The sequence below is a fragment of the Rhizobium sp. LjRoot30 genome (genome assembly GCF_964253915.1).
In the GTDB taxonomy this organism is placed as follows: domain Bacteria; phylum Pseudomonadota; class Alphaproteobacteria; order Rhizobiales; family Rhizobiaceae; genus Metarhizobium.
In genome coordinates, this window is the sequence record NZ_CAXUSG020000010.1 from 61,679 (window position 1) to 80,839 (window position 19,161).

The 19,161-nt window shown below is 61.4% G+C and carries 21 protein-coding genes and 1 tRNA gene; 8 read left to right on the forward strand and 14 right to left on the reverse strand.

What is annotated here, in order from left to right:
• The first annotated feature begins 71 nt into the window (after nucleotides 1-71).
• The 6 genes from ACSQ3I_RS19405 to ACSQ3I_RS19430 all read left to right on the forward strand — a co-directional run bounded on the left by ACSQ3I_RS19405 (nucleotide 72) and on the right by ACSQ3I_RS19430 (nucleotide 6,174).
• Nucleotides 72-647, forward strand: coding sequence for a polysaccharide biosynthesis/export family protein (locus ACSQ3I_RS19405; RefSeq protein WP_436001638.1), 576 nt, complete (start codon nucleotides 72-74; stop codon nucleotides 645-647).
• Nucleotides 648-654: 7 nt separating this feature from the next.
• The gene (locus ACSQ3I_RS19410; RefSeq protein WP_436001639.1) at nucleotides 655-1,815 is read left to right on the forward strand and encodes a glycosyltransferase family 4 protein; all 1,161 of its coding nucleotides are present in this window, start codon (nucleotides 655-657) and stop codon (nucleotides 1,813-1,815) included.
• Nucleotides 1,816-1,884: 69 nt separating this feature from the next.
• Nucleotides 1,885-3,453 (forward strand): undecaprenyl-phosphate glucose phosphotransferase, encoded by a 1,569-nt coding sequence (locus tag ACSQ3I_RS19415; RefSeq protein WP_436001640.1) that lies wholly within the window; start codon nucleotides 1,885-1,887, stop codon nucleotides 3,451-3,453.
• The gene (locus tag ACSQ3I_RS19420) at nucleotides 3,450-4,679 is read left to right on the forward strand and encodes an O-antigen ligase family protein (RefSeq protein WP_436001641.1); all 1,230 of its coding nucleotides are present in this window, start codon (nucleotides 3,450-3,452) and stop codon (nucleotides 4,677-4,679) included. Before ACSQ3I_RS19415 ends, ACSQ3I_RS19420 begins: the two co-directional genes overlap by 4 nt.
• Entirely contained in the window at nucleotides 4,679-5,884 is a 1,206-nt protein-coding gene (locus ACSQ3I_RS19425; RefSeq protein ID WP_436001642.1) for a glycosyltransferase family 4 protein, read from the forward strand. The genes ACSQ3I_RS19420 and ACSQ3I_RS19425 overlap by 1 nt, the downstream gene beginning before the upstream one ends.
• Entirely contained in the window at nucleotides 5,881-6,174 is a 294-nt protein-coding gene (locus tag ACSQ3I_RS19430) for a DNA-binding protein (protein ID WP_436001643.1), read from the forward strand. Before ACSQ3I_RS19425 ends, ACSQ3I_RS19430 begins: the two co-directional genes overlap by 4 nt.
• Nucleotides 6,175-6,211: 37 nt before the next feature.
• Here the strand turns inward: ACSQ3I_RS19430 and ACSQ3I_RS19435 are convergent, their stop codons facing one another.
• From ACSQ3I_RS19435 to ACSQ3I_RS19480, 10 genes are all read right to left on the reverse strand, one after another.
• On the reverse strand, nucleotides 6,212-7,255 hold the full coding sequence (locus tag ACSQ3I_RS19435) for an extracellular catalytic domain type 1 short-chain-length polyhydroxyalkanoate depolymerase (protein ID WP_436001644.1): 1,044 nt from the start codon (nucleotides 7,253-7,255) through the stop codon (nucleotides 6,212-6,214).
• Nucleotides 7,256-7,467: 212 nt separating this feature from the next.
• A complete protein-coding gene (locus ACSQ3I_RS19440; protein ID WP_436001780.1) occupies nucleotides 7,468-7,854 on the reverse strand; it encodes a BA14K family protein in 387 nt (128 codons plus the stop codon).
• A 200-nt stretch (nucleotides 7,855-8,054) separates the two neighbouring features.
• Nucleotides 8,055-8,243, reverse strand: a complete 189-nt coding sequence (locus ACSQ3I_RS19445) for a hypothetical protein (protein WP_436001645.1) — start codon at nucleotides 8,241-8,243, stop codon at nucleotides 8,055-8,057.
• Nucleotides 8,244-8,369: 126 nt separating this feature from the next.
• Nucleotides 8,370-8,446 (reverse strand) — tRNA-Pro (locus ACSQ3I_RS19450).
• A gap of 110 nt (nucleotides 8,447-8,556) precedes the next feature.
• Nucleotides 8,557-9,099 (reverse strand): MerR family transcriptional regulator, encoded by a 543-nt coding sequence (locus tag ACSQ3I_RS19455; protein WP_436001646.1) that lies wholly within the window; start codon nucleotides 9,097-9,099, stop codon nucleotides 8,557-8,559.
• A gap of 227 nt (nucleotides 9,100-9,326) precedes the next feature.
• A complete protein-coding gene (locus ACSQ3I_RS19460; protein ID WP_436001647.1) occupies nucleotides 9,327-9,665 on the reverse strand; it encodes an integration host factor subunit alpha in 339 nt (112 codons plus the stop codon).
• 105 nt (nucleotides 9,666-9,770) lie between these two features.
• Nucleotides 9,771-10,742, reverse strand: a complete 972-nt coding sequence (locus ACSQ3I_RS19465) for a beta-ketoacyl-ACP synthase III (protein WP_436001648.1) — start codon at nucleotides 10,740-10,742, stop codon at nucleotides 9,771-9,773.
• Nucleotides 10,743-10,761: 19 nt separating this feature from the next.
• A complete protein-coding gene (gene plsX, locus ACSQ3I_RS19470; RefSeq protein WP_436001649.1) occupies nucleotides 10,762-11,808 on the reverse strand; it encodes a phosphate acyltransferase PlsX in 1,047 nt (348 codons plus the stop codon).
• A gap of 97 nt (nucleotides 11,809-11,905) precedes the next feature.
• Nucleotides 11,906-12,466, reverse strand: coding sequence for a YceD family protein (locus tag ACSQ3I_RS19475; RefSeq protein WP_436001650.1), 561 nt, complete (start codon nucleotides 12,464-12,466; stop codon nucleotides 11,906-11,908).
• Nucleotides 12,463-13,071 (reverse strand): ubiquinol-cytochrome C chaperone family protein, encoded by a 609-nt coding sequence (locus tag ACSQ3I_RS19480; protein ID WP_436001651.1) that lies wholly within the window; start codon nucleotides 13,069-13,071, stop codon nucleotides 12,463-12,465. Before ACSQ3I_RS19480 ends, ACSQ3I_RS19475 begins: the two co-directional genes overlap by 4 nt.
• A gap of 205 nt (nucleotides 13,072-13,276) precedes the next feature.
• Here ACSQ3I_RS19480 and ACSQ3I_RS19485 point away from each other — a divergent pair, with 205 nt between their 5' ends.
• Nucleotides 13,277-13,783 (forward strand): outer membrane protein assembly factor BamE, encoded by a 507-nt coding sequence (locus ACSQ3I_RS19485; protein WP_109462161.1) that lies wholly within the window; start codon nucleotides 13,277-13,279, stop codon nucleotides 13,781-13,783.
• Between the two features lie 76 nt (nucleotides 13,784-13,859).
• Here ACSQ3I_RS19485 and ACSQ3I_RS19490 read toward each other — a convergent pair whose 3' ends face one another.
• From ACSQ3I_RS19490 to ribH, 4 genes are all read right to left on the reverse strand, one after another.
• Nucleotides 13,860-15,995, reverse strand: a complete 2,136-nt coding sequence (locus ACSQ3I_RS19490) for a sodium-translocating pyrophosphatase (RefSeq protein WP_436001652.1) — start codon at nucleotides 15,993-15,995, stop codon at nucleotides 13,860-13,862.
• Between the two features lie 209 nt (nucleotides 15,996-16,204).
• Nucleotides 16,205-17,437 carry an MFS transporter gene (locus ACSQ3I_RS19495; RefSeq protein ID WP_436001653.1) on the reverse strand — a complete coding sequence of 411 codons (1,233 nt, stop codon included), beginning with the start codon at nucleotides 17,435-17,437 and terminating at the stop codon, nucleotides 16,205-16,207.
• 105 nt (nucleotides 17,438-17,542) lie between these two features.
• Nucleotides 17,543-18,031, reverse strand: a complete 489-nt coding sequence (gene nusB / locus ACSQ3I_RS19500; protein ID WP_436001654.1) for a transcription antitermination factor NusB — start codon at nucleotides 18,029-18,031, stop codon at nucleotides 17,543-17,545.
• Nucleotides 18,028-18,486 (reverse strand): 6,7-dimethyl-8-ribityllumazine synthase, encoded by a 459-nt coding sequence (gene ribH, locus ACSQ3I_RS19505; protein WP_109456875.1) that lies wholly within the window; start codon nucleotides 18,484-18,486, stop codon nucleotides 18,028-18,030. Before ribH ends, nusB begins: the two co-directional genes overlap by 4 nt.
• A 177-nt stretch (nucleotides 18,487-18,663) precedes the next feature.
• On the opposite strand from ribH, the gene ACSQ3I_RS19510 reads away from it, so the two are divergent.
• On the forward strand, nucleotides 18,664-19,158 hold the full coding sequence (locus ACSQ3I_RS19510; protein WP_436001655.1) for a cupin domain-containing protein: 495 nt from the start codon (nucleotides 18,664-18,666) through the stop codon (nucleotides 19,156-19,158).
• The last annotated feature ends 3 nt before the right edge of the window (nucleotides 19,159-19,161 follow it).

Here is a 19,161-nt window from a genome sequence, read left to right on the forward strand (position 1 = left end):
GGCATTTACCGGGCATTAACCCTAACGGATTGATAACAGCGACATACGAACCGAGTTGGAGCGGCCGACGGATGTCATTCGCGAAGTCAAAACATGTCATGGCACTGGTGTTCGCTGCATCCGCAGTGATCCTGCCGGGCTGCTCGACATACAAACCGGCACCGAAGGCCTTTCACGAAGTGACGATCCAGCCCTACACGCTGGATGCCGGCGACCGACTGCGCGTGACCGTGTTCGAACAGGAAGGGCTGACCAACACCTATACCGTCGACCAGGCAGGCTACATCGCCTTCCCGCTGGTCGGGCAGATTCCGGCCCGCGGCCGTACCCTTCAGCAGCTGGAGGGCCTGCTCGCCCAGAAGCTGAAGCAGGGCTATCTGCGCGATCCGGACATCTCGGTGGAAGTGGATCGCTACCGTTCCGTCTTCGTCATGGGCGAAGTCGGACAGGCCGGGCAATATTCCTACGTGCCGGGCATGACCGTTCAGAACGCCATCGCCATGGCCGGCGGCTACAGCGCACGCGCCTATCAGGGGAATGCAGACATAACACGAAGAATAAACGGAGAAATTCTGACCGGCCGGGTCCCGATCTCGGACCCGCTGATGGCCGGTGACACCATCTATGTCCGAGAGCGGTTCTTCTGACCGTCCAATGCAGACCTCCGACCGTCCGCTACGCATCCTCCACTGTTTCAGATCCCCGGTTGGCGGAATTTTTCGCCATGTGCGCGATCTTGCGGAAGAGCACAGCAAGGCAGGCCACGAGGTCGGCATTCTCTGCGACAGCTCGACGGGCGGCAGCTACGAAGATCGGCTTTTCGATCAGATCCGGCCCTATCTGGCGCTGGGACTGACACGGCTGCCGATCCAGCGTTCGGTGACGCCCTCGGACATTGCTGCGCTCTGGCACAGCTACAAGGAGATCAAAAGTTTGCGGCCTGATGTTTTGCACGGGCACGGCGCCAAGGGTGGCGCTGTTGCCCGCATCATCGGCTCAGCCCTGCGGGTGAACAGGTATCGCGTAGCCCGCCTCTATTCGCCGCACGGCGGCAGCATGCACTTCAACCGGCACTCGCTTGCCGGCCAGTTCGTGCTGCGGCTGGAGCGGCTGCAGGAAAGACTGACCGACGCGCTGGTCTTCGTCTGCAATTACGAGCAGAAGACCTACGAAACGAAGGTCGGCAAACCGCGCCCGGTGGCGCGGATGATCTATAACGGCATCGCCGATGGCGAGTTCGAGACCGTGCCGACGCGCTCGGATTCCGTCGATCTCCTCTATATCGGCATGCTGCGCGACCTCAAGGGACCGGATGTCTTCATCGAGGCCTTCGCCAAGGCGGAGCGGCTGGTCGGCCGGCCGCTGACGGCGCTGCTCGTCGGCGACGGGCCTGACAGGGACCGATACGAAAAATTGATCGTGCAAAGCGGCCTCGGCCGGCGCGCCAACATCTTGCCGGCGATGAAGGCACGCGATGCCTTCACGATGTCGCGCATCGTCGTGGTGCCGTCGCGGGCCGAATCCATGCCCTACATCGTCCTGGAGGCGCTGGCCGGCGGCAAGACCGTAATCGCTTCGCGGGTCGGCGGCATTCCCGAGGTGCTGGGAACCGAAAGCCAGGCGCTCGCAGCACCCGGCGACCCCGGCGATCTCGCCCGCATCATGGCGACAGCGCTGACGACACCCGGCTGGCACGATGCCGTGATGCCGCGCCCGGAAGCCTTCAGGGCGGCATTTTCGGCCAAGGTGATGGCGGAAAACGTCTTGAAACTGTACTGCGAGCTGGTCAGGGGAGATCAACCGTCATCCCATTGAAGGCAAAGGGTAAGCGTTTTTTAGGGCCTTTCTGGTATTGGCTGTTCACTGAGAGGCAAGGTGAACGCGATGAACCAGTTTCACAGACCGGAAAACTTCGACCTTGAAGCCGTCCGACGGAAGGTTTCCGAGATCCAGTCCCGTGATCGCACGGCGGAGCCTGACGGCGAAACGCCCGAAAATCCCGAGCTGAATTCCTTCGCCCGGCGCATCGCCGCACAGTTTCGCGAGACCAGCTATTCGCCCAACATGATCCTCGGCCAGATCAGGCTGCTCGAGTTTCTGGCGCTTTTTGCGATCGGCCTCGGCGTACATGCGTTCTATTGGGGCGATGACGTGCTGAGTTCGCCGATTTCACTCGGCGTCATGGCGCTCGGTACGGCGCTTGCCGTGCTCCTGCTGCAGATTGTCGATGCTTATCAGGTGCAGTCGTTGCGCGGGCCGCTGCGCGCCCTGCCGCGCATCCTCGGGGCCTGGGCAATCTCCTTCGCCCTGATGGCGTTGGCGCTGTTCCTCCTGAAGTCCGGCGATCAGTATTCCCGTCTCTGGTTCGTCACGTGGTTCGGCGTCGGTACGGTCTACCTGGCCATCGAACGCAAGCTTCTCGCCGACGCATTCTATCGCTGGGGCCGCAACGGCGTCATGGAGCGGCGTGCCGTCATCATCGGCGGTGGAGAGCCGGCAAAGAACCTCATCCGTGCGCTCGAACAGCAGCCGGACAACGACATCCGCATCTGCGGCATCTTCGACGACCGCGACGACAGCCGCTCGCCGGCCATGGTCGCCGGCTATCCCAAGCTCGGGACCATTGCCGAACTGGTGGAGTTCGCCCGGCTGGCACGCATCGACATGCTGATCATCTCGCTGCCGCTCAGCGCCGAAGGCCGGATCCTGCAGATGCTGCGCAAGCTCTGGGTACTGCCGGTTGACATCCGGCTGGCAGCGCACGCCAACAAGCTGCGCTTCCGTCCGCGTTCCTATTCGCATGTCGGCGCCGTGCCGATGCTGGATATCTTCGACAAGCCGATCCGTGACTGGGATTCCGTCGCCAAGCGCATCTTCGACATCACCTTCAGCCTTATCGCGCTGACGCTGCTCTGGCCGGTGATGATCGGCGCAGCGATTGCCGTGAAGGCGACCTCGAAGGGGCCGATCTTCTTCATGCAGAAGCGCCACGGCTTCAACAACGAGATCATCAACGTCTTCAAGTTCCGCTCGATGTACACCGACATGGGCGACCCGACGGCCCGCAAGGCCGTCACCAAGGGCGACCCGCGCGTGACCCCGGTCGGGCGCTTCATCCGCAAATCCTCGATCGACGAACTGCCGCAGCTTTTCAACGTGCTGCGCGGCGACCTGTCGCTCGTCGGTCCCCGGCCGCATGCGGTGCTGGCACAGACACACGACCGGCTGTTCGTCGATGTCGTCGAAGGGTATTTCGCCCGCCACCGCGTCAAGCCGGGTGTCACCGGCTGGGCCCAGATCAACGGCTGGCGCGGCGAGGTCGACAATGACGACAAGATCAAATTCCGCACGGCCTACGATCTCTATTACATCGAGAACTGGTCGCTGCTCTTCGACCTCAAGATCCTGTTCCTGACGCCGATCCGGCTTCTCAACACGGAAAATGCCTATTGAGCGCGATCGTTCATCACGATGTCGTTCTCCGGCCGCAGCTTGCGACGCTGCGGCTGCTCGGCTCGGCGCTGACCGCGTTCGGCGTTTTCCTCTCCGGCTTCGTGATTTCGGAACCCGCGCCTTACGAGCTGGTGATGGTGGTGCTCGTCGCCATCAGCTTCCTGTGCGGACTGAAGATCTCCCGCAGCGTCGCACCGCTGCTTGCCCTGCTGCTGCTCTTCAACGTCGGCGGTATCTTCTCGCTGACGGTGATGTCGGATCTCAACGACGGGCCGATGTATCTGGCCGTTTCGCTGTTTCTGGCCCTGACGTCGGTCTTTTACGCCGCAGCGATCGAAGAAAACCCCTCGCGCTTGCGTCTGCTGTTCAAGGCCTGGGTGGCGGCTGCGGTAATCACTTCCGCCCTCGGGATTCTTGGCTATTTTCAAGCGGTGCCCGGCTTCGAGGTCTTTACCCTCTATGACCGTGCCAAGGGTGCCTTCCAGGACCCGAACGTTTTCGGACCCTTCCTGATCGCCCCTGCCCTCTACCTGATGCATGGGCTGCTCAACGACAAGATCAGCCGTTCACCGCTGAAGGTCGCCGGATTGCTGGTCATCGCGCTCGGCGTTTTCCTCTCCTTCTCGCGTGCAGCCTGGGCGCTGTTTCTGTTTTCCGCCTGCGCCCTGGTCTTCATCATGCTCCTGAAGGAACGCACCGGCGCTTTTCGCCTGAAGATCCTGGTCCTGTCGCTTGCCGCAGTGCTGATCCTGGTCGCAGCGCTGATCGGCGCGCTGCAATCGGAAAAGGTGTCGAACCTGTTTTCCAGCCGTGCGCAGCTGGAACAGGACTACGACGCCGGACACCTCGGGCGCTTCGATCGCCATCGCATCGGCTTCCTGATGTCCATGGAAGCGCCGCTCGGTATCGGGCCGATGGTTTTCAGCCAGATCTTCCCCGAAGACGAACACAATATCTGGCTGAAGTCGCTCACCACCTATGGTTGGCTCGGCTTCGTCACCTATGTTTCAATGATGATCTGGACCTTGTCGATGGGTTTCCGAAACATGCTGCGCAACAGGCCGTGGCAACCCTATCTGATGATCGCCTGGATCGTCATCGTCGGTCACGTCGTCATCGGCAACGTCATCGATACCGATCACTGGCGGCACTTCTATCTGCTCCTCGGCATCATCTGGGGCTGCGGCGCGCTCGAAAACCGACATCAAAAAACGGTACGGCAATAATGATGCAAAGGGTCTCTCCCACCCATCTTTCCATCCTGCAGGTTCTCGAGCCGAGCGGCGGCGGATCCGGACGGCATTTCATCGATCTGTGCGGCGGACTGAAAGATCGCGGACACCGTATCACCGCGGTCTATTCCCCGTTGCGCGCGGAAGACCGCTTCCTCGACGAATTGAAGGCACTCGACCTCCCCAGCGTCCATGCCATTGACATGACGCGCGCGCCGGGACTGTCTGACATCCGCAGCTGGCGGCAACTTGGCAGCATCCTTCGTCGCGAAGGACCGTTCGACGTCGTCCATGCCCATAGCTCGAAAGCGGGCGCCCTCAGCCGCATCCGCCTGCCTGGACCGCACGTCCCGCGCGTTTACACACCGCATGCCTTCCGCACCATGGACCCGACGCTCGGACGGGTCGGCCGGCTTGTGTTTGGCGGCATCGAATCCTTGCTTGGCCGCTATCTCTCCGATTGCATCGTCTGCGTTTCGCAGGATGAGTACGACCATGCCGTTTCCCTCGGCATTCCCGCCAAGCGGCTGCGAACCGTCATCAACGGCACGACCCCTCCCCCGGAAGGCCGCCGTGACGAACTGCTTCAACGCTTCGCCATTCCGCAGGAGGCCCTCGTCTTCGGCTTCATCGGCCGTCTCTCGCAGCAGAAGGCACCGGAGCGCCTGGTCGAAGCATTTGCCAAAATTGCCGGCAGATTGCCGGCCGCACATCTCGTGATGATCGGCTTCGGAGAGCTGGAGGCGGATATCCGTGCGATGATCGCCGCCAGCGGCTTCGCCGATCGCATCCGGCTTACCAGCGAGATCACCGGTCGGGATGCAATCTCCTGTTTCGACGTACTGGTGATGCCGAGCCGCTACGAGGCGATGTCCTACGTCATGCTGGAGGCAGCCGCTGCCGGCAAGCCGATGATCCTCAGCCGTGTCGGCGGCGCCAGCCGCGTGCTCGAAGACGGATGCAACGGCATCCTCATCGAAAACAGCGACGACACAACGGCACTGGCGCAAGCGATGGCCAGCTTTGCAGATACCGAACGCCGGCGCGCCTTCGTCAAGGAAGCGGACGCCCGCAAGCACCGCTATGCTCTCAAGACGATGGTCGACGGCATCGAAGCCATCTATTGCAATCTCATCGACCCAAAAGGCGCACGCCGGACATTGAACAAGTCGATCCGCGCACTAGCTTTCGAGGCATGACGACACCAGCCCAGATCCGCGCTGCCCGGGCCATGCTCGGGCTCACCATAGGCGAAGTTGCAGCCATCACCGGTCTCTCCGAGGCGTCGGTCGAAGACGCCGAACGGCCGAGCGGCAATGACGACACCACAGTCCTGCGCATCGTGACGGACGCGCTGGAAGGTCGGGGCGTTCTGTTCCTCTCGGCGGGCGACGAGGAAGGTGGCGGACCCGGTATCCGGCTGAAGCGTCCGCCGCAAGCCGACGATGCAACCCGCCCGGAACACCTCAACGCCGCCAACGACGACTGAAGCACTGTCGAATACGTTTACGCCACGAGGCTTTGGCTCATGCCCGCCGGCGCAGGCTCGTCGGGCGCTTCAATCCCCACAATTGCATCAATTCCAGCGGCGCGGAGATGTCCGTTTCGAGAATGAAGCGGTCGGATTTCGCGCCTGCCCCTCGGGCTGCGGCCTTCACCGGCAGACCGTGCCCCATGCCGCGGATTCGATAGAGGCTCACAGCTGCCCGTCCGTCGGCATTCCAGCGACGGATCTCTCCCCATGAACGGTCAGTCCTGGTGCCTTCCACCGCGTTCAGGCCATGAACGTCCAGCCACTGGTCGCGACATGCCTCGGCATTGACGGGGCTGACAACCCTGTCGTCATCGCCCTGCCAGATGGAAATATCGGGCCAGCGCCGCGCTTGCGGCGAAACCGCCCGGACGAGATCGCCCCATTCCTGCGGGGTGCGGCTGGCCCCGGAGTTCATCACGGACAGCGCGGTCATCGCATCGCGGGCGGCACCGACCGGCAGGCCGGCAACGATTGCGCCCGCGGCAAAACTGTCCGGATAGGTCGCCAACAGCGCATTGGCCATCGCGCCGCCCGCCGACAATCCGACGATGTAGACACGCGAGGCATCGAGCCGGTGCTTGGCGCAGGCATGATCGATCATCTGTCTGATCGACAGCAGTTCGCCACGGTCGCGGGCGACGGCGCTCGGGCGGAACCAGTTGAAGCAGAGATTAGGATTATTGCTATGCGTCTGCTGCGGATAGAGCACCGCAAACCGCCGTTCCGCCGCCAGCCTGGCAAAACCGCTTGCATCGTCGAAGGCCTGCGCCGTTTGCAGGCAGCCATGCAGCACCACCACCAATGGCGCACGCTCCGGCAGATGCGGCGGACGATAGAACAACATGCTGAGCCGGCCCGGATTGCTGCCGAAGCCTTCGATTTCAACAAGCCTTTTCGAGGCGACGCTACGCGCACGGCGCACGCGTTTCGGCTTGATCGCAGACCGGGTCGCCCTGGCGGTCCTTTCGAGCAGACGGCGCAGCTGCTTCTGGCGCTTGAACAGACGGGCGAGCGAGATCGGCAATTTCAGCGTCATCGATGGTTCCTTCAGAAATCCGGTATCGACGCTCGCTCCTGCGGCCTCCCAACCACCCATCGATGCAGTTCTGCTTAGTTCAATAGCGTGGCAAAGCCTTGACAGCCATTCACGATTTCCGGCGCAACGATCCGGCGCCCACATCGAACAAGTTGGCAGACACGAAAAGACGGCGGACAACGCCCGCCGTCTCGTCAGACCATATTTGCCGTTCAATACGGGGAATTGCAGCGATGCCGGCGACCGTCATTGCCGACGTAGGTATCGGTGCGCACACTGTAGGAACGATAGCGGTTGGCGCACCACTCCTCGTGCGAACCACCATCGTTGCGACTATTGGCAATGGCGCCGCCGATGATCGCACCGGCGCCGAAGGCTGCGAGCGGATACCAGAAACCGTCGCTATGACGGCGATAACCGCGGCGACGTTCGCGATAGCCGCGATGACCCTTCCAGTGCCCGCGACGGTCGTGGTACTGCACGCCCTGGACATCCGAACCGATGCTGAAAGATTTTACGGCCATCGGTGCTGCCTCGACCGGGAGCAGCGAGGTGAGACCGATGATGGCGCTCATGGCGCAGGTGGTGAAGAATTTCATAACGGAACCTTTCACGAGAACATTTCCGTTTCCGTCGATGACGGAAACGTCGTATTTTCTTGTTTTTCCAGCGAAGCTTGGGCATGTGCCGGCGGCGCTGCAGACCAGGATTAACGCCGTCCAGCAAGGATTGTTCCTTGCTGGAGAGATCCTCGTTGCGCGCTTATCGTAAAACCGCCATACGGCTTGCCAGACACCGATCAGTTCTGCTGTTTCGTGCCGGCACTCTTGCCGTCGGAGCTTCTGGAGCGTTCCTCGAATCGGTCAGCACCCTTTGCAAGGGCCGAACCTTTCTCTGCTTCCACCTTGCGCTCCTCGGCGCTGGTTTCTCTCCGCAAACCTCTTGCGCCTTCCTTGCCCTGCGGCGTTGGTGCATTTTCGATACCCATGACCGTTCCTCCGTCAAACAAACGAGCAAACAGCGATGAACGAGGATTTGTTCCACCGGCAGGCAATATCCAGCCGCCGCATCAAATGCGGGAAAATAAATATCATATTGAAGATATTGAAGAAAATGGTCGGAATGGCGGGATTCGAACCCACGACCCCTTGACCCCCAGTCAAGTGCGCTACCGGGCTGCGCTACATTCCGACCCGGCCTAAAAGGCTTGGGTTGTTTATGGTTTTCGGTTCCCGAGCGCAAGGGGGAAAATGCAGCGGGACAACAATAAAATGGATTCCTTCGGCCCGCCGCAGAAAAGATTACCGCACCTGGTCGAGCAGGCGTTTGCACTCCAGAAGGTCGTAAAGGGCTTCCTGCAGCAAGGCACGGTCCTCTTTGTTGACACTGCCCTTGCCGATAGACACTTCCGGAACCGCATCGTCGTCGCCCGCCATGAACGAAAAGAAACGACGGCTTGCCGGCGGTTTGGCGCGGCCGACGATCTGGTCCTCTTCGGCGTGGCTGATCTTCGGTTCTGCGTGCGGTTGCGGTTCCTCTCCCGCGGCCGCCAGGGCTTCGACGGTGGCAAGGTCGCCGGTGGCGATGGCGGCGACGAACTTGTTGCCGTTGGTCTTCAACAGCTTCTGCACGCCCTTGATCGTATAGCCATGGTCGTAAAGCAGATGGCGGATGCCCTTGAGGAGATCGACATCCTCCGGCCGATAATAACGGCGCCCGCCGCCGCGCTTCATCGGCTTGATCTGCGGAAAACGCGTTTCCCAGAAACGAAGGACATGCTGCGGCAGGTCGAGATCGTCGGCAACTTCGCTGATGGTGCGAAAGGCATCCGGGCTCTTGTCCAACTTTTTAGATCTCCCAACGCAGCGAAAACAGTATGCCGAAAACGATCCAGGCAGGATACGACAAGGCCAAATAGAGCGGTCCTTCGCTCGGAAGACCGCATAGCCTTGCCCGCATCAACGGGCATGGATCGAGCCCAAAACTCGAATCATCCATATTTCAACGGCTTATAGAGACAAATTCAAGTCCCGCAGCGCCTTGTCTACGGCTTTCGCCGGTCACACGACTCTCAGGTCGCGGGATTGGCCGGCTTCTGCTTGGTCTTGCGGATGTTGTGCGCCTTGAGAACGCGCTGCTTCAGGACGTTGGACGCCTTGAAGGTCATCACCCGGCGCGGCGAAATCGGAACTTCCTCGCCGGTCTTCGGATTGCGGCCGATACGCTCGTTCTTGTCACGAACCTGGAACGTGGCGAAAGAGGAGAGCTTGACGGTTTCACCCCGCACGATGGCGTTGCAAATCTCATCGATGACGGTCTCGACGAGTTCTGCCGATTCCGTTCGCGAAAGCCCGACTTTCCGGAAAACCGATTCCGCCAGATCCGCACGCGTCACTGTCTTCCCCGCCATGAGTTCCCGCCCATTATCTCAAATGAATTTGAAAGCCGGCAGAGAGTATTGCCCTTGGCCCGAGCGGTCAAGCTCTTGTTAGGTGGTGATTTTTTCGACTCACCACTACCAGCGCAACAGCACGGCACCCCAGGTAAAGCCGCCGCCCATGGCCTCCAGCATCACCAGGTCGCCCTTCTTGATGCGTCCGTCGCCGGCAGCCACGGCCAAGGCCAGCGGAATGGACGCCGCCGAGGTGTTGCCATGCTGATCGACGGTGACGACGACCTTCTCCAGCGGAATACCGAGCTTCTTTGCCGAACCGTCGATGATCCGGCGATTCGCCTGGTGCGGCACCAGCCAGTCGAGATCGTCCGGCCCAGTGCCGGTCGCCTGGAAGGCGGCGTCGATCACATCGGTGATCATGCCGACGGCATGTTTGAAGACCTCTCGGCCTTCCATGCGCAGGTGGCCGACTGTGCCTGTGGTGGAAGGACCACCGTCGACGAACAGCTTGTCGCGGTGCGCGCCATCGGACCGCAGGTGCGAGGTCAGCACGCCGCGATCGGCAATGACGCCCTCGCCTTCGGCTGCTTCCAGCACAAGCGCGCCGGCACCGTCGCCGAACAGCACGCAGGTGGTGCGGTCAGTCCAGTCGAGAATGCGCGAAAAGGTTTCGGCACCGATGACGAGAACACGTTTCGCCAGGCCGCCGCGCAGATAGGCGTCCGCCGTGGTCACGGCATAAACGAAGCCGGTACAGACGGCCTGCACGTCGAAGGCGAAGCCGTGATGCATGCCGAGGCGGTTCTGGATGTTGACCGCGGTTGCCGGAAAGGTGTTGTCCGGTGTCGAGGTGGCGACGATGATCATGTCGATATCGGCAGGCGTCAGCCCGGCATTGTCGAGCGCGGCGCGCGCGGCCTGTTCACCGAGAGAAGCGGTCGTCTCGCCTTCGCCGGCGATGTAACGCTGGCGGATGCCGGTGCGCTGGACGATCCATTCATCCGATGTCTCGACCATGCCCTCCATATCGCGATTGGTGACCACCCGCTTCGGAAGCGCTGCCCCGAAACCGCGAACCACTGAACGGATCATTCTTGTCTTACCCCGCCATTCATGCTGCTTCCGGCCCGGCAGGGGGCAAGCGCCTTGCATGGTATTTTTTCAAATCGTTTTGTATTTTTTCGGTGAGCCCGTTGCGCACCATGTCGTAGCCCACATCCACGGCCGCCGCAAATCCTTCGGCATCCGTGCCGCCATGGCTCTTGATGACGATGCCGTTCAAACCCAGGAAGACGCCGCCATTGACCTTGCGCGGATCGAGCTTTTCACGTAGCCGGTCGAAAGCGCTGCGGGCAAGCAGGTAGCCGATACGCGACAGGAGCGTCCGCGACATGGCGTTGCGCAACAGTTCGGCGATCTGCCGCGCCGTGCCTTCGGCGGCCTTGAGCGCGATGTTGCCGGTAAAACCTTCTGTGACGACGACGTCAACCGTGCCCTTGCCGAGATCGTCGCCTTCGACGAAACCGTAATATTCGATGGTACCGAGGTTGGACTCGCGCAGCATGCGCGCCGCTTCCTTGACCTCTTCGAGGCCCTTGACCTCCTCGACACCGACATTGAGCAGGCCGACCGTCGGACGTTCGATTTCGAACAATGCCCGCGCCATGGCGCCGCCCATCAGGGCGAAATCGAGAAGCTGCTGCGAATCGGCGCCGATCGTGGCGCCGATGTCGAGCACAACGCTTTCGCCCTTCAGTGTCGGCCAGATGCCGGCGATGGCCGGCCTTTCGATATTGGCCATGGTGCGCAAGCAGAACTTCGCCATCGCCATCAACGCGCCGGTATTGCCGGCGGACACGGCGACATCGGCCTCGCCCGTCTTCACCGCCTCGATCGCCCGCCACATCGACGAGTGGTAGCGGCCGCGGCGCAGGGCCTGGCTCGGCTTCTCATCCATCGCAACAGCGACTTCACAGTGATGGAAGACCGATTTTTCCTTGAGCTTGGGGTATTTGGCCAGGATAGGCAGGCACTGCGATTCGATACCGAACAGAATGAAATTGACATCAGGATGCCGGTCCAGCGCCTTGGCGGCACCGGGGATGACGACATCAGGACCGAAGTCGCCACCCATGACGTCAAGAGAAATTTTGATCACGCGTTCCTGATCCTTCCGTTTCGCCGAGTGGCAAAAGTTCGGCCAAATTACCTGTTTTGCGGCTGCTTACAACTCTATTATGTCAAAAGCTCAACGCCTATTCGCCCTTTTTCCAGTCCTTGAGCGCGGCAAACGGGTTGGGCCGAACGTCTTTTTCGGCGCTGTCTTCGATATGTCCGGAGAAGGCTATTCCAGGCTTTCGGGGATAGGGATCGATCGCCATCGCGGCAAATTCCGTGACGACGGCGCCGGCATCGATTGTGTCGCCGGTGAACATTTCCGGCATGTCGGGACCATCGGGATCGAGCACCATCTCGCCGCGCTCGTCGGTAACGATGCGCGCCAGCTTCGAGCCTTCCGGCACGAAGATCTGATCGACCGGCTCATCGATTGCCGACTCGACGGGATCGAGCGTGACGACGCAGGACTGGGTCAGGCGCGCATGGACGCGGCCCCTGATCCGCACGCCGTCTTTCTTCCATTTGCCGATCTGCAGTTCCGCCGTCAGCGCCTCGACGGACACGACATTCCAAAGCCTTGCGAGGCCGACGCGCTCTGCGGCATCCGCCTCCAGATTGACGGTGACGGGATTGGCGGAGATATGGCCCACCTTGACGTCATAGGAGAACGGAACCTCGTCCTTCACAGGCTTTTTCATGAGCGTTGCTCCACGGCGGGGATGGGAAAGAGAGCGGAGCCGGTGGCAATGTCGTTTTCCGGCACCGTGGCGAGTGCCGCTTCGGCTTCGAGCGCCCAGCCGGCCAGCCGCACCATGGGAGAAGCCGCCTCGCCGGCCTGAGGATACACGTTGCGCGACAGGGCCGCGGCCAGTGCTGCAGCATCACCGGAATCCAGCGCCGCGGCATAGGATTCCAGCCGACCGTAAAACATGCCGGCGAGCTTCTTCATGCGCTTGGGCACGCTGGTATCGCCGATGCCCAGTTCACGGATCGAATAGTCGATATCCTGGAAGAAGGCGTCAACGATTTCCTGGGCGATCTCCTGACCGCTGGTCTCGGATGCCCGTGTGCGGCGGAAATAGAGGATCAGCACCAGCGACAGCATCTCGAAACGGCCCATGACAGTGTCGGGCACGTCGAAATCGAGATAGAAGACCGGCTCGCGCGCGACGGAGGTCAGTGTTGCATACTGCCGATCGACGATCGAGCGATTGTGATTTCTTTTGCGAAAAAGACCGAAAATCATCAAAAATCCCAGAATAGATCCACGCGATAACCGGTTCGGCGCTCCGGCTTGTTGCATGATTGCCAAAGCTGGTTTACCGAAGCAGGCACGAATTGCAATGCCGTTTGTGCAGGGTTCCCTGCCGTCGGGAAGCTCTTCCGGCGGTTCGCCAAGACCTGTCGTCACATTCATGCCAGCCGGACGTCACCGTCCTTGAAAGGCCACAATGAGTGTGCAGCAGGTCTAGAGCCAAATGGGGCGTATGTGTGGTTAAGTGGGGAAGATGTCGTTGAGGACACGGTATTTCAAGTCTGAGATCAAATTTGTCAGCAGTGCCGCCCTCGCCCTGATGCTCGCAACCGGGACATTGACCGGATGCGCCTCGACGGGCGAAGTGCTGAACAACGGCTACATCGTCGATGAACAGTCCCTGGCACTCGCCCCGGTCGGCGCAAGCCGGGAGCAGGTGCTCCTGTCGCTGGGTTCGCCCTCGACGACGGCGACCTTCGATGGCGAGGTTTTCTATTACATCTCGCAGAAGCGCACCCGTCCGGTCGCCTTCATGAAGCCGAAGCTGGTGGATCAGAGCGTGCTCGCCATCTATTTCGACAAGGACGGCGTGGTGACGCAGCGTTCCAACTATACGCTCCAGGACGGCAAGGTCTTCGACACGATCTCGCGCACGACGCCAACGGGCGGCAAGGACCTCACCTTCCTGCAGCAGTTGCTTTCGGGCGGCAGCGCCGCGAACCTGGCGAAGGGCATGATCGGCGGCCAGCCGCAGCAGTAACGGCAGGCATTGACATCAAAAACCCCGCGGGATGGACAATCCCGCGGGGTTTTTCTTTGTCAACAAACGCTGTGTATCAGGCCAGGACGGCGAGAAGCAGCAACGCCACGATGTTGGTGATCTTGATCGCCGGGTTGACGGCGGGACCCGCCGTATCCTTGTAAGGATCGCCGACGGTATCGCCGGTCACCGAAGCCTTATGCGCCTCGGAACCCTTCAGGTGGCGAACGCCGTCCTTGTCGACGAAGCCATCCTCGAAGCTCTTCTTTGCGTTGTCCCAGGCACCACCGCCCGAGGTCATCGAGATCGCCACGAACAGGCCGTTGATAATGACGCCGAGCAGCGAGGCACCCAGCGCCGCGAAGGCCGAGGCCTTGGAGCCGGAGATGACCAGCACGCCGAAATAGACGATGATCGGCGCCAGCACCGGCAAGAGCGACGGAATGATCATTTCCTTGATCGCCGCCTTGGTAAGCAGGTCGACGGCCTTGCCGTAATCCGGCTTCTCGGTTCCCTGCATGATGCCGGGCTTTTCGCGGAACTGGCGGCGTACTTCCTCGACGATGGAACTCGCCGCACGGCCAACGGCCGTCATGGCGATACCGCCGAAGAGGTAAGGCACCAGACCGCCGAACAGCAGACCGGCGACGACATACGGGTTCGACAAGTCGAAGGAAATCGTACCGACATCGGCGAAGTACGGATACTTGTCGCCGTTCGATGCGAAATACTGCAGGTCGTTGGCATAAGCAGCAAAGAGCACGAGGGCGCCGAGACCGGCGGAACCGATCGCATAACCCTTGGTGACGGCCTTGGTGGTGTTGCCGACGGCGTCGAGCGCATCGGTGGATTTGCGCACTTCCGGCGGCAGATGCGACATTTCGGCGATACCGCCGGCATTGTCGGTGACCGGGCCGAAGGCGTCGAGCGCCACGATCATGCCGGCGATGCCGAGCATGGCGGTAACGGCGATGCCGGTGCCGAACAGGCCACCGAGCTGATAGGTGGCGATGATGCCGCCAACGATGACAATCGCCGGCAGCGCCGTCGATTCCAGCGACACGGCCAGGCCCTGGATGACGTTGGTGCCGTGACCGGTCACCGATGCCTGGGCGATGGAATTCACCGGGCGCTTGTTGGTGCCGGTGTAATATTCAGTGATCACCACGATCAACGCCGTCACCACCAGGCCGACAAGGCCGCAGATGAACAGATTGGTGCCGGTGATGTCCTTGCCGGCAACGGTGCCGATCGAACCCCAGCCGATGCTGAGCTGAGTCGCGACCGCAAGTCCGGCGATAGACAGCACGCCTGTGACGATCAGGCCCTTGTAGAGCGCGCCCATGATCGAGCCGTTGGAGCCGAGCTTGACGAAGAAAGTGCCGACGATCGAGGTGATGATGCAGGCGCCGCAAATGACGAGCGGATAGATCATCGCCGAATCGAGCACCGGCGCGCCGGCGAAGAAGATGGCGGCGAGCACCATGGTGGCGACCACCGAAACCGCATAGGTTTCGAACAGGTCGGCGGCCATGCCGGCGCAATCGCCCACGTTGTCGCCGACGTTATCGGCAATGGTGGCCGGGTTGCGCGGGTCGTCCTCGGGAATGCCGGCTTCGACCTTGCCGACGAGGTCGCCGCCGACGTCAGCACCCTTGGTGAAGATGCCGCCGCCGAGACGGGCGAAGATCGAGATCAGCGAAGCGCCGAAGCCGAGGGCGACCAGCGCGTCGATGACTTCGCGCGAGCCGCTGGCATGACCGAGCAGGCCGGTCAGGATGTAGAAGTAGATCGAGACGCCGAGAAGTGCCAAGCCCGCGACCAGAAGGCCGGTGATGGCGCCGGACTTGAAGGCGATGTCGAGGCCCGCGGAAAGGCTGTGCGAGGCGGCCTGGGCAGTGCGCACGTTGGCGCGCACGGACACGTGCATGCCAATAAAGCCTGCGGCACCGGAAAGAATGGCACCGATCAGGAAACCAATGGCGGCTTCGCCCGAAAGCAAAAGCCATGTCGCTATGAATACAACGATACCAACAATCGCAATCGTCTTATACTGGCGTGTAAGATAGGCCTGAGCCCCTTCGCGTATGTAGCCGGCAATCTCTTGCATGCGGCTGTTCCCCTGGTCGGCGGCAAGCACCGACTGGGTCGCCCAGATGGCATAAACCACCGAAAGCAAACCGCATGCGATAACGCCAAATAAAATGGTCATTTCGCTTTATCCTCTCCCAATATGCCGGGCTCACTCCCTCCCGGCAGCCTCGCAGGCAGACCCCACGCTCCTCTTTCATGGCCGGTCCCCACGTGGAGGCGAGATTGCGTGCAGGATGTCGTGGCGTCAAGCCCCGGCTTTTTACGCTGTGCATAAGGAAAGGAAGGCCGGAGACATGGCATTAAACTATGACATGTCGCGGCAGGAAATCAGCGGCTTGCGCGGGAGCGTGACCGCAGAAGCAGGGCAACCAGCAGCAGGCAGAAAATCGTCACCGGCCAGATGACGAGGTTCATCACCGACCACCCAAAGGCCGAGAAAACCTTGCCGGATGCGAAGGATGACAGCGCCACCGTGCCAAACAGGATGATGTCGTGGAAGCCCTGCACCTTGTCGGCTTCCTCGGGGCGGTAGCTCGATGCGACGATGGCCGTCGAACCGATGAAGCCGAAATTCCAGCCGATGCCAAGCAGGATCAACGCCCCCCAGAAATTCCAGAGTTCGATGCCGGCATGGGCGACGATGGCGCAGCCCATGAGAATCACCAGGCCGGCCGCCACGACCTTTTCGCTGCCGAAGCGCGAAATAAGCATGCCAGTGAAGAAGCTCGGCGCATACATGGCCAGCACGTGCCACTGGATGCCGAGCGTGGCGAGATCGGAGGAAAAACCGCAACCGATGACCATGGCGAGCGGCGCGCCGGTCATCATGAAGGTCATCAGCGCATAGGTGGAGATGCCGCAGACCATGCCCGTGGCGAAACGTTGCGTCATGACGATTTCGGACAGCGGCCGCGTCGGCACCGTCGAGGCAGCGGCGGACGCTTTCTGGTCTGGCAGTTTCAGGAAGGCAAAGATGCACAGGGCGACGAGGCAAAGCGGGATCAATGCCATGAACGAGCCGGCAAAGGTCACCGGGCTGAAGATATCCTTGGCCCAGATCGCCAGCTGCGGCCCCAGCACGGCAGAGACGATGCCGCCGGCAAGGATCCACGAGATCGCCCGCGGCTTGTAGAAACCCGGCGAGGCATCGGCAGCGGCAAAGCGGATCTTTTGGGCAAACCCGGCCGAGATGCCGATCAGCGCCAGGCTGACGGCAAACATCCAGAAATCCGAGCGAAACAAGGAGATGGCCGCCATCGCGCTGCCGAACGCGCCGACGACGGAGCCCAGCATGAAGCTCATCTTCCGGCCGATCCGCTGCGACAGAAGCGCAATGAGCACGGCACCGGCGGCGACGCCGATGTTGAAGCCGGTCAAGGGAGCGGTGGCGAGTGACTTGTCCTCGCCGAGCAGCTGGTAGCCCACCAGGCCGCCGACGGCAAAGCTCACCGGCGGCGCACCGCCGAGCACCGCCTGGGCGGCGGTGAGGATGAAAACGTTGCGTTTGGCGGAAGATAGCTGCCGCTGGGGATCTGCGGCTGCCTCGGTCTCGATCGTCATGGCGGCGTTTCCTCCCCCGCTTCACGTCACAGTGGATGCGGGCGGCGATCTTTCACCGTCCACAAGCCTCGGCTTGAGATGGGAAGCGAGGGCGTGAGACCGCCCTCAGTCCTTCTTCTTCTGGTCGCCGCGTATCTGCTTGGCGATACGGTCGAGGACGGCATTGACGAGCTTGGGCTCGTCTTCGGAGAAGAATGCCTGGGCAATCTCGACATATTCGGTGACGATCACCGCGACGGGAACGTCCTTGCGCTCGATGATTTCGAAGACGCCGGCGCGCAGGATGGCGCGCACGGTGCTGTCCATGCGCGACAATGCCCAGTCGTCCTGCAGCGCCGAGCCGATCAGCGGATCGAGCTTCGTCTGGTCGCGCACGACACCGGCAACGATCGAACGGAACCAGCCGGCATCGGCCTTCAGATAGGTCTCGCCGTCCACTTCCTGGCCGAGGCGATGGACTTCATATTCCGCCACCACCTCGAGGACGCCGGCACCGCCGATGTCCATCTGGTAAAGCGCCTGCACAGCCGCAAGGCGGGCTGCGCCGCGCTGATTGGCGGTCTTTACGGGTTGTCCGGGTTCCTGCTTGCTCATTGCTCGCCACCGAATTTCTGCCGGAGAGCGACCATGGTCAGCGCCGCGCGTGCGGCAAAACCGCCATTGTCCTTTTCCGAACGGCGCACGCGCGCCCAGGCCTGGTCGGCATTCTCGACGGTCTGGATGCCGTTGCCGATCGCCAGGGATTCGCTGACGGCAAGGTCCATCAGGGCGCGGGCCGACTCGTTGGCGACGATGTCGAAATGATAGGTCTCGCCACGGATAATCATGCCGAGAGCGATGAAACCGTCGTAAATCGTGCCGCCGTCATCGGCAGCGTCGAGCGCCATGGCGATTGCCGGCGGAATTTCGAGGGCGCCGGGAACCGTGACGATGTCATAGGTCGCACCGGCTTCGTCCAGCGCGAATTTCGCGCCTTCGAGCAGGGCGTCGGCCATGTCACCATAAAAACGGGCTTCGACGATCAGAAGATGGGGGTTTGAGCTGGACATGCGTCACCTGATTGTGCGGGGGGCGCGATGCGCCCGACATAGGCGGGTCAAACCACGGAGCATAGCGCTTTGCAAGCATTTTCGCTGCAGGACCCCGATTTCCGGCGTTGTATCGGCAGACGGAAAGCTTGCCGTCATGCTAGTTTTTCAGGACAACAAAAGGGGAATCACGCGCCTATGAGCAAGAAACCGATCGTCAACATCGCCGATCTCGACCTGAAGCACTGGGTTCGCGGGCAGCGGTACGAAAGCGCAGATGCTTCTTTCGGAAAGCAGCTGGGGTTGACCAATCTCGGCATCGGTTACAGCGAATTGCCGCCGGGAAAGATGGGGTGCCCGTTTCACAACCACTATGTCGAAGACGAGATGTTCATCGTGCTGGAAGGCACCGGCGAATATCGTTTTGGCGCCGAGCGTCACCCGATCCGGGCCGGAGATGTGCTCGGGGCACCGGCCGGCGGCCCGGAGACCGCGCATCACATCATCAATACCGGTGACGTCCCGCTCAAATATTTTTCCATCTCGACCATGGTGAAGACCGATATCGTCACCTATCCAGACTCCGGAAAATTCCTGACGAAGACCATGGGAAGCGACGGCTATCCCCGCTTCCACCATATCGGCCGGGAACAGGACGAGGTGGATTACTGGCACGGCGAAAAGATCGATTGATGC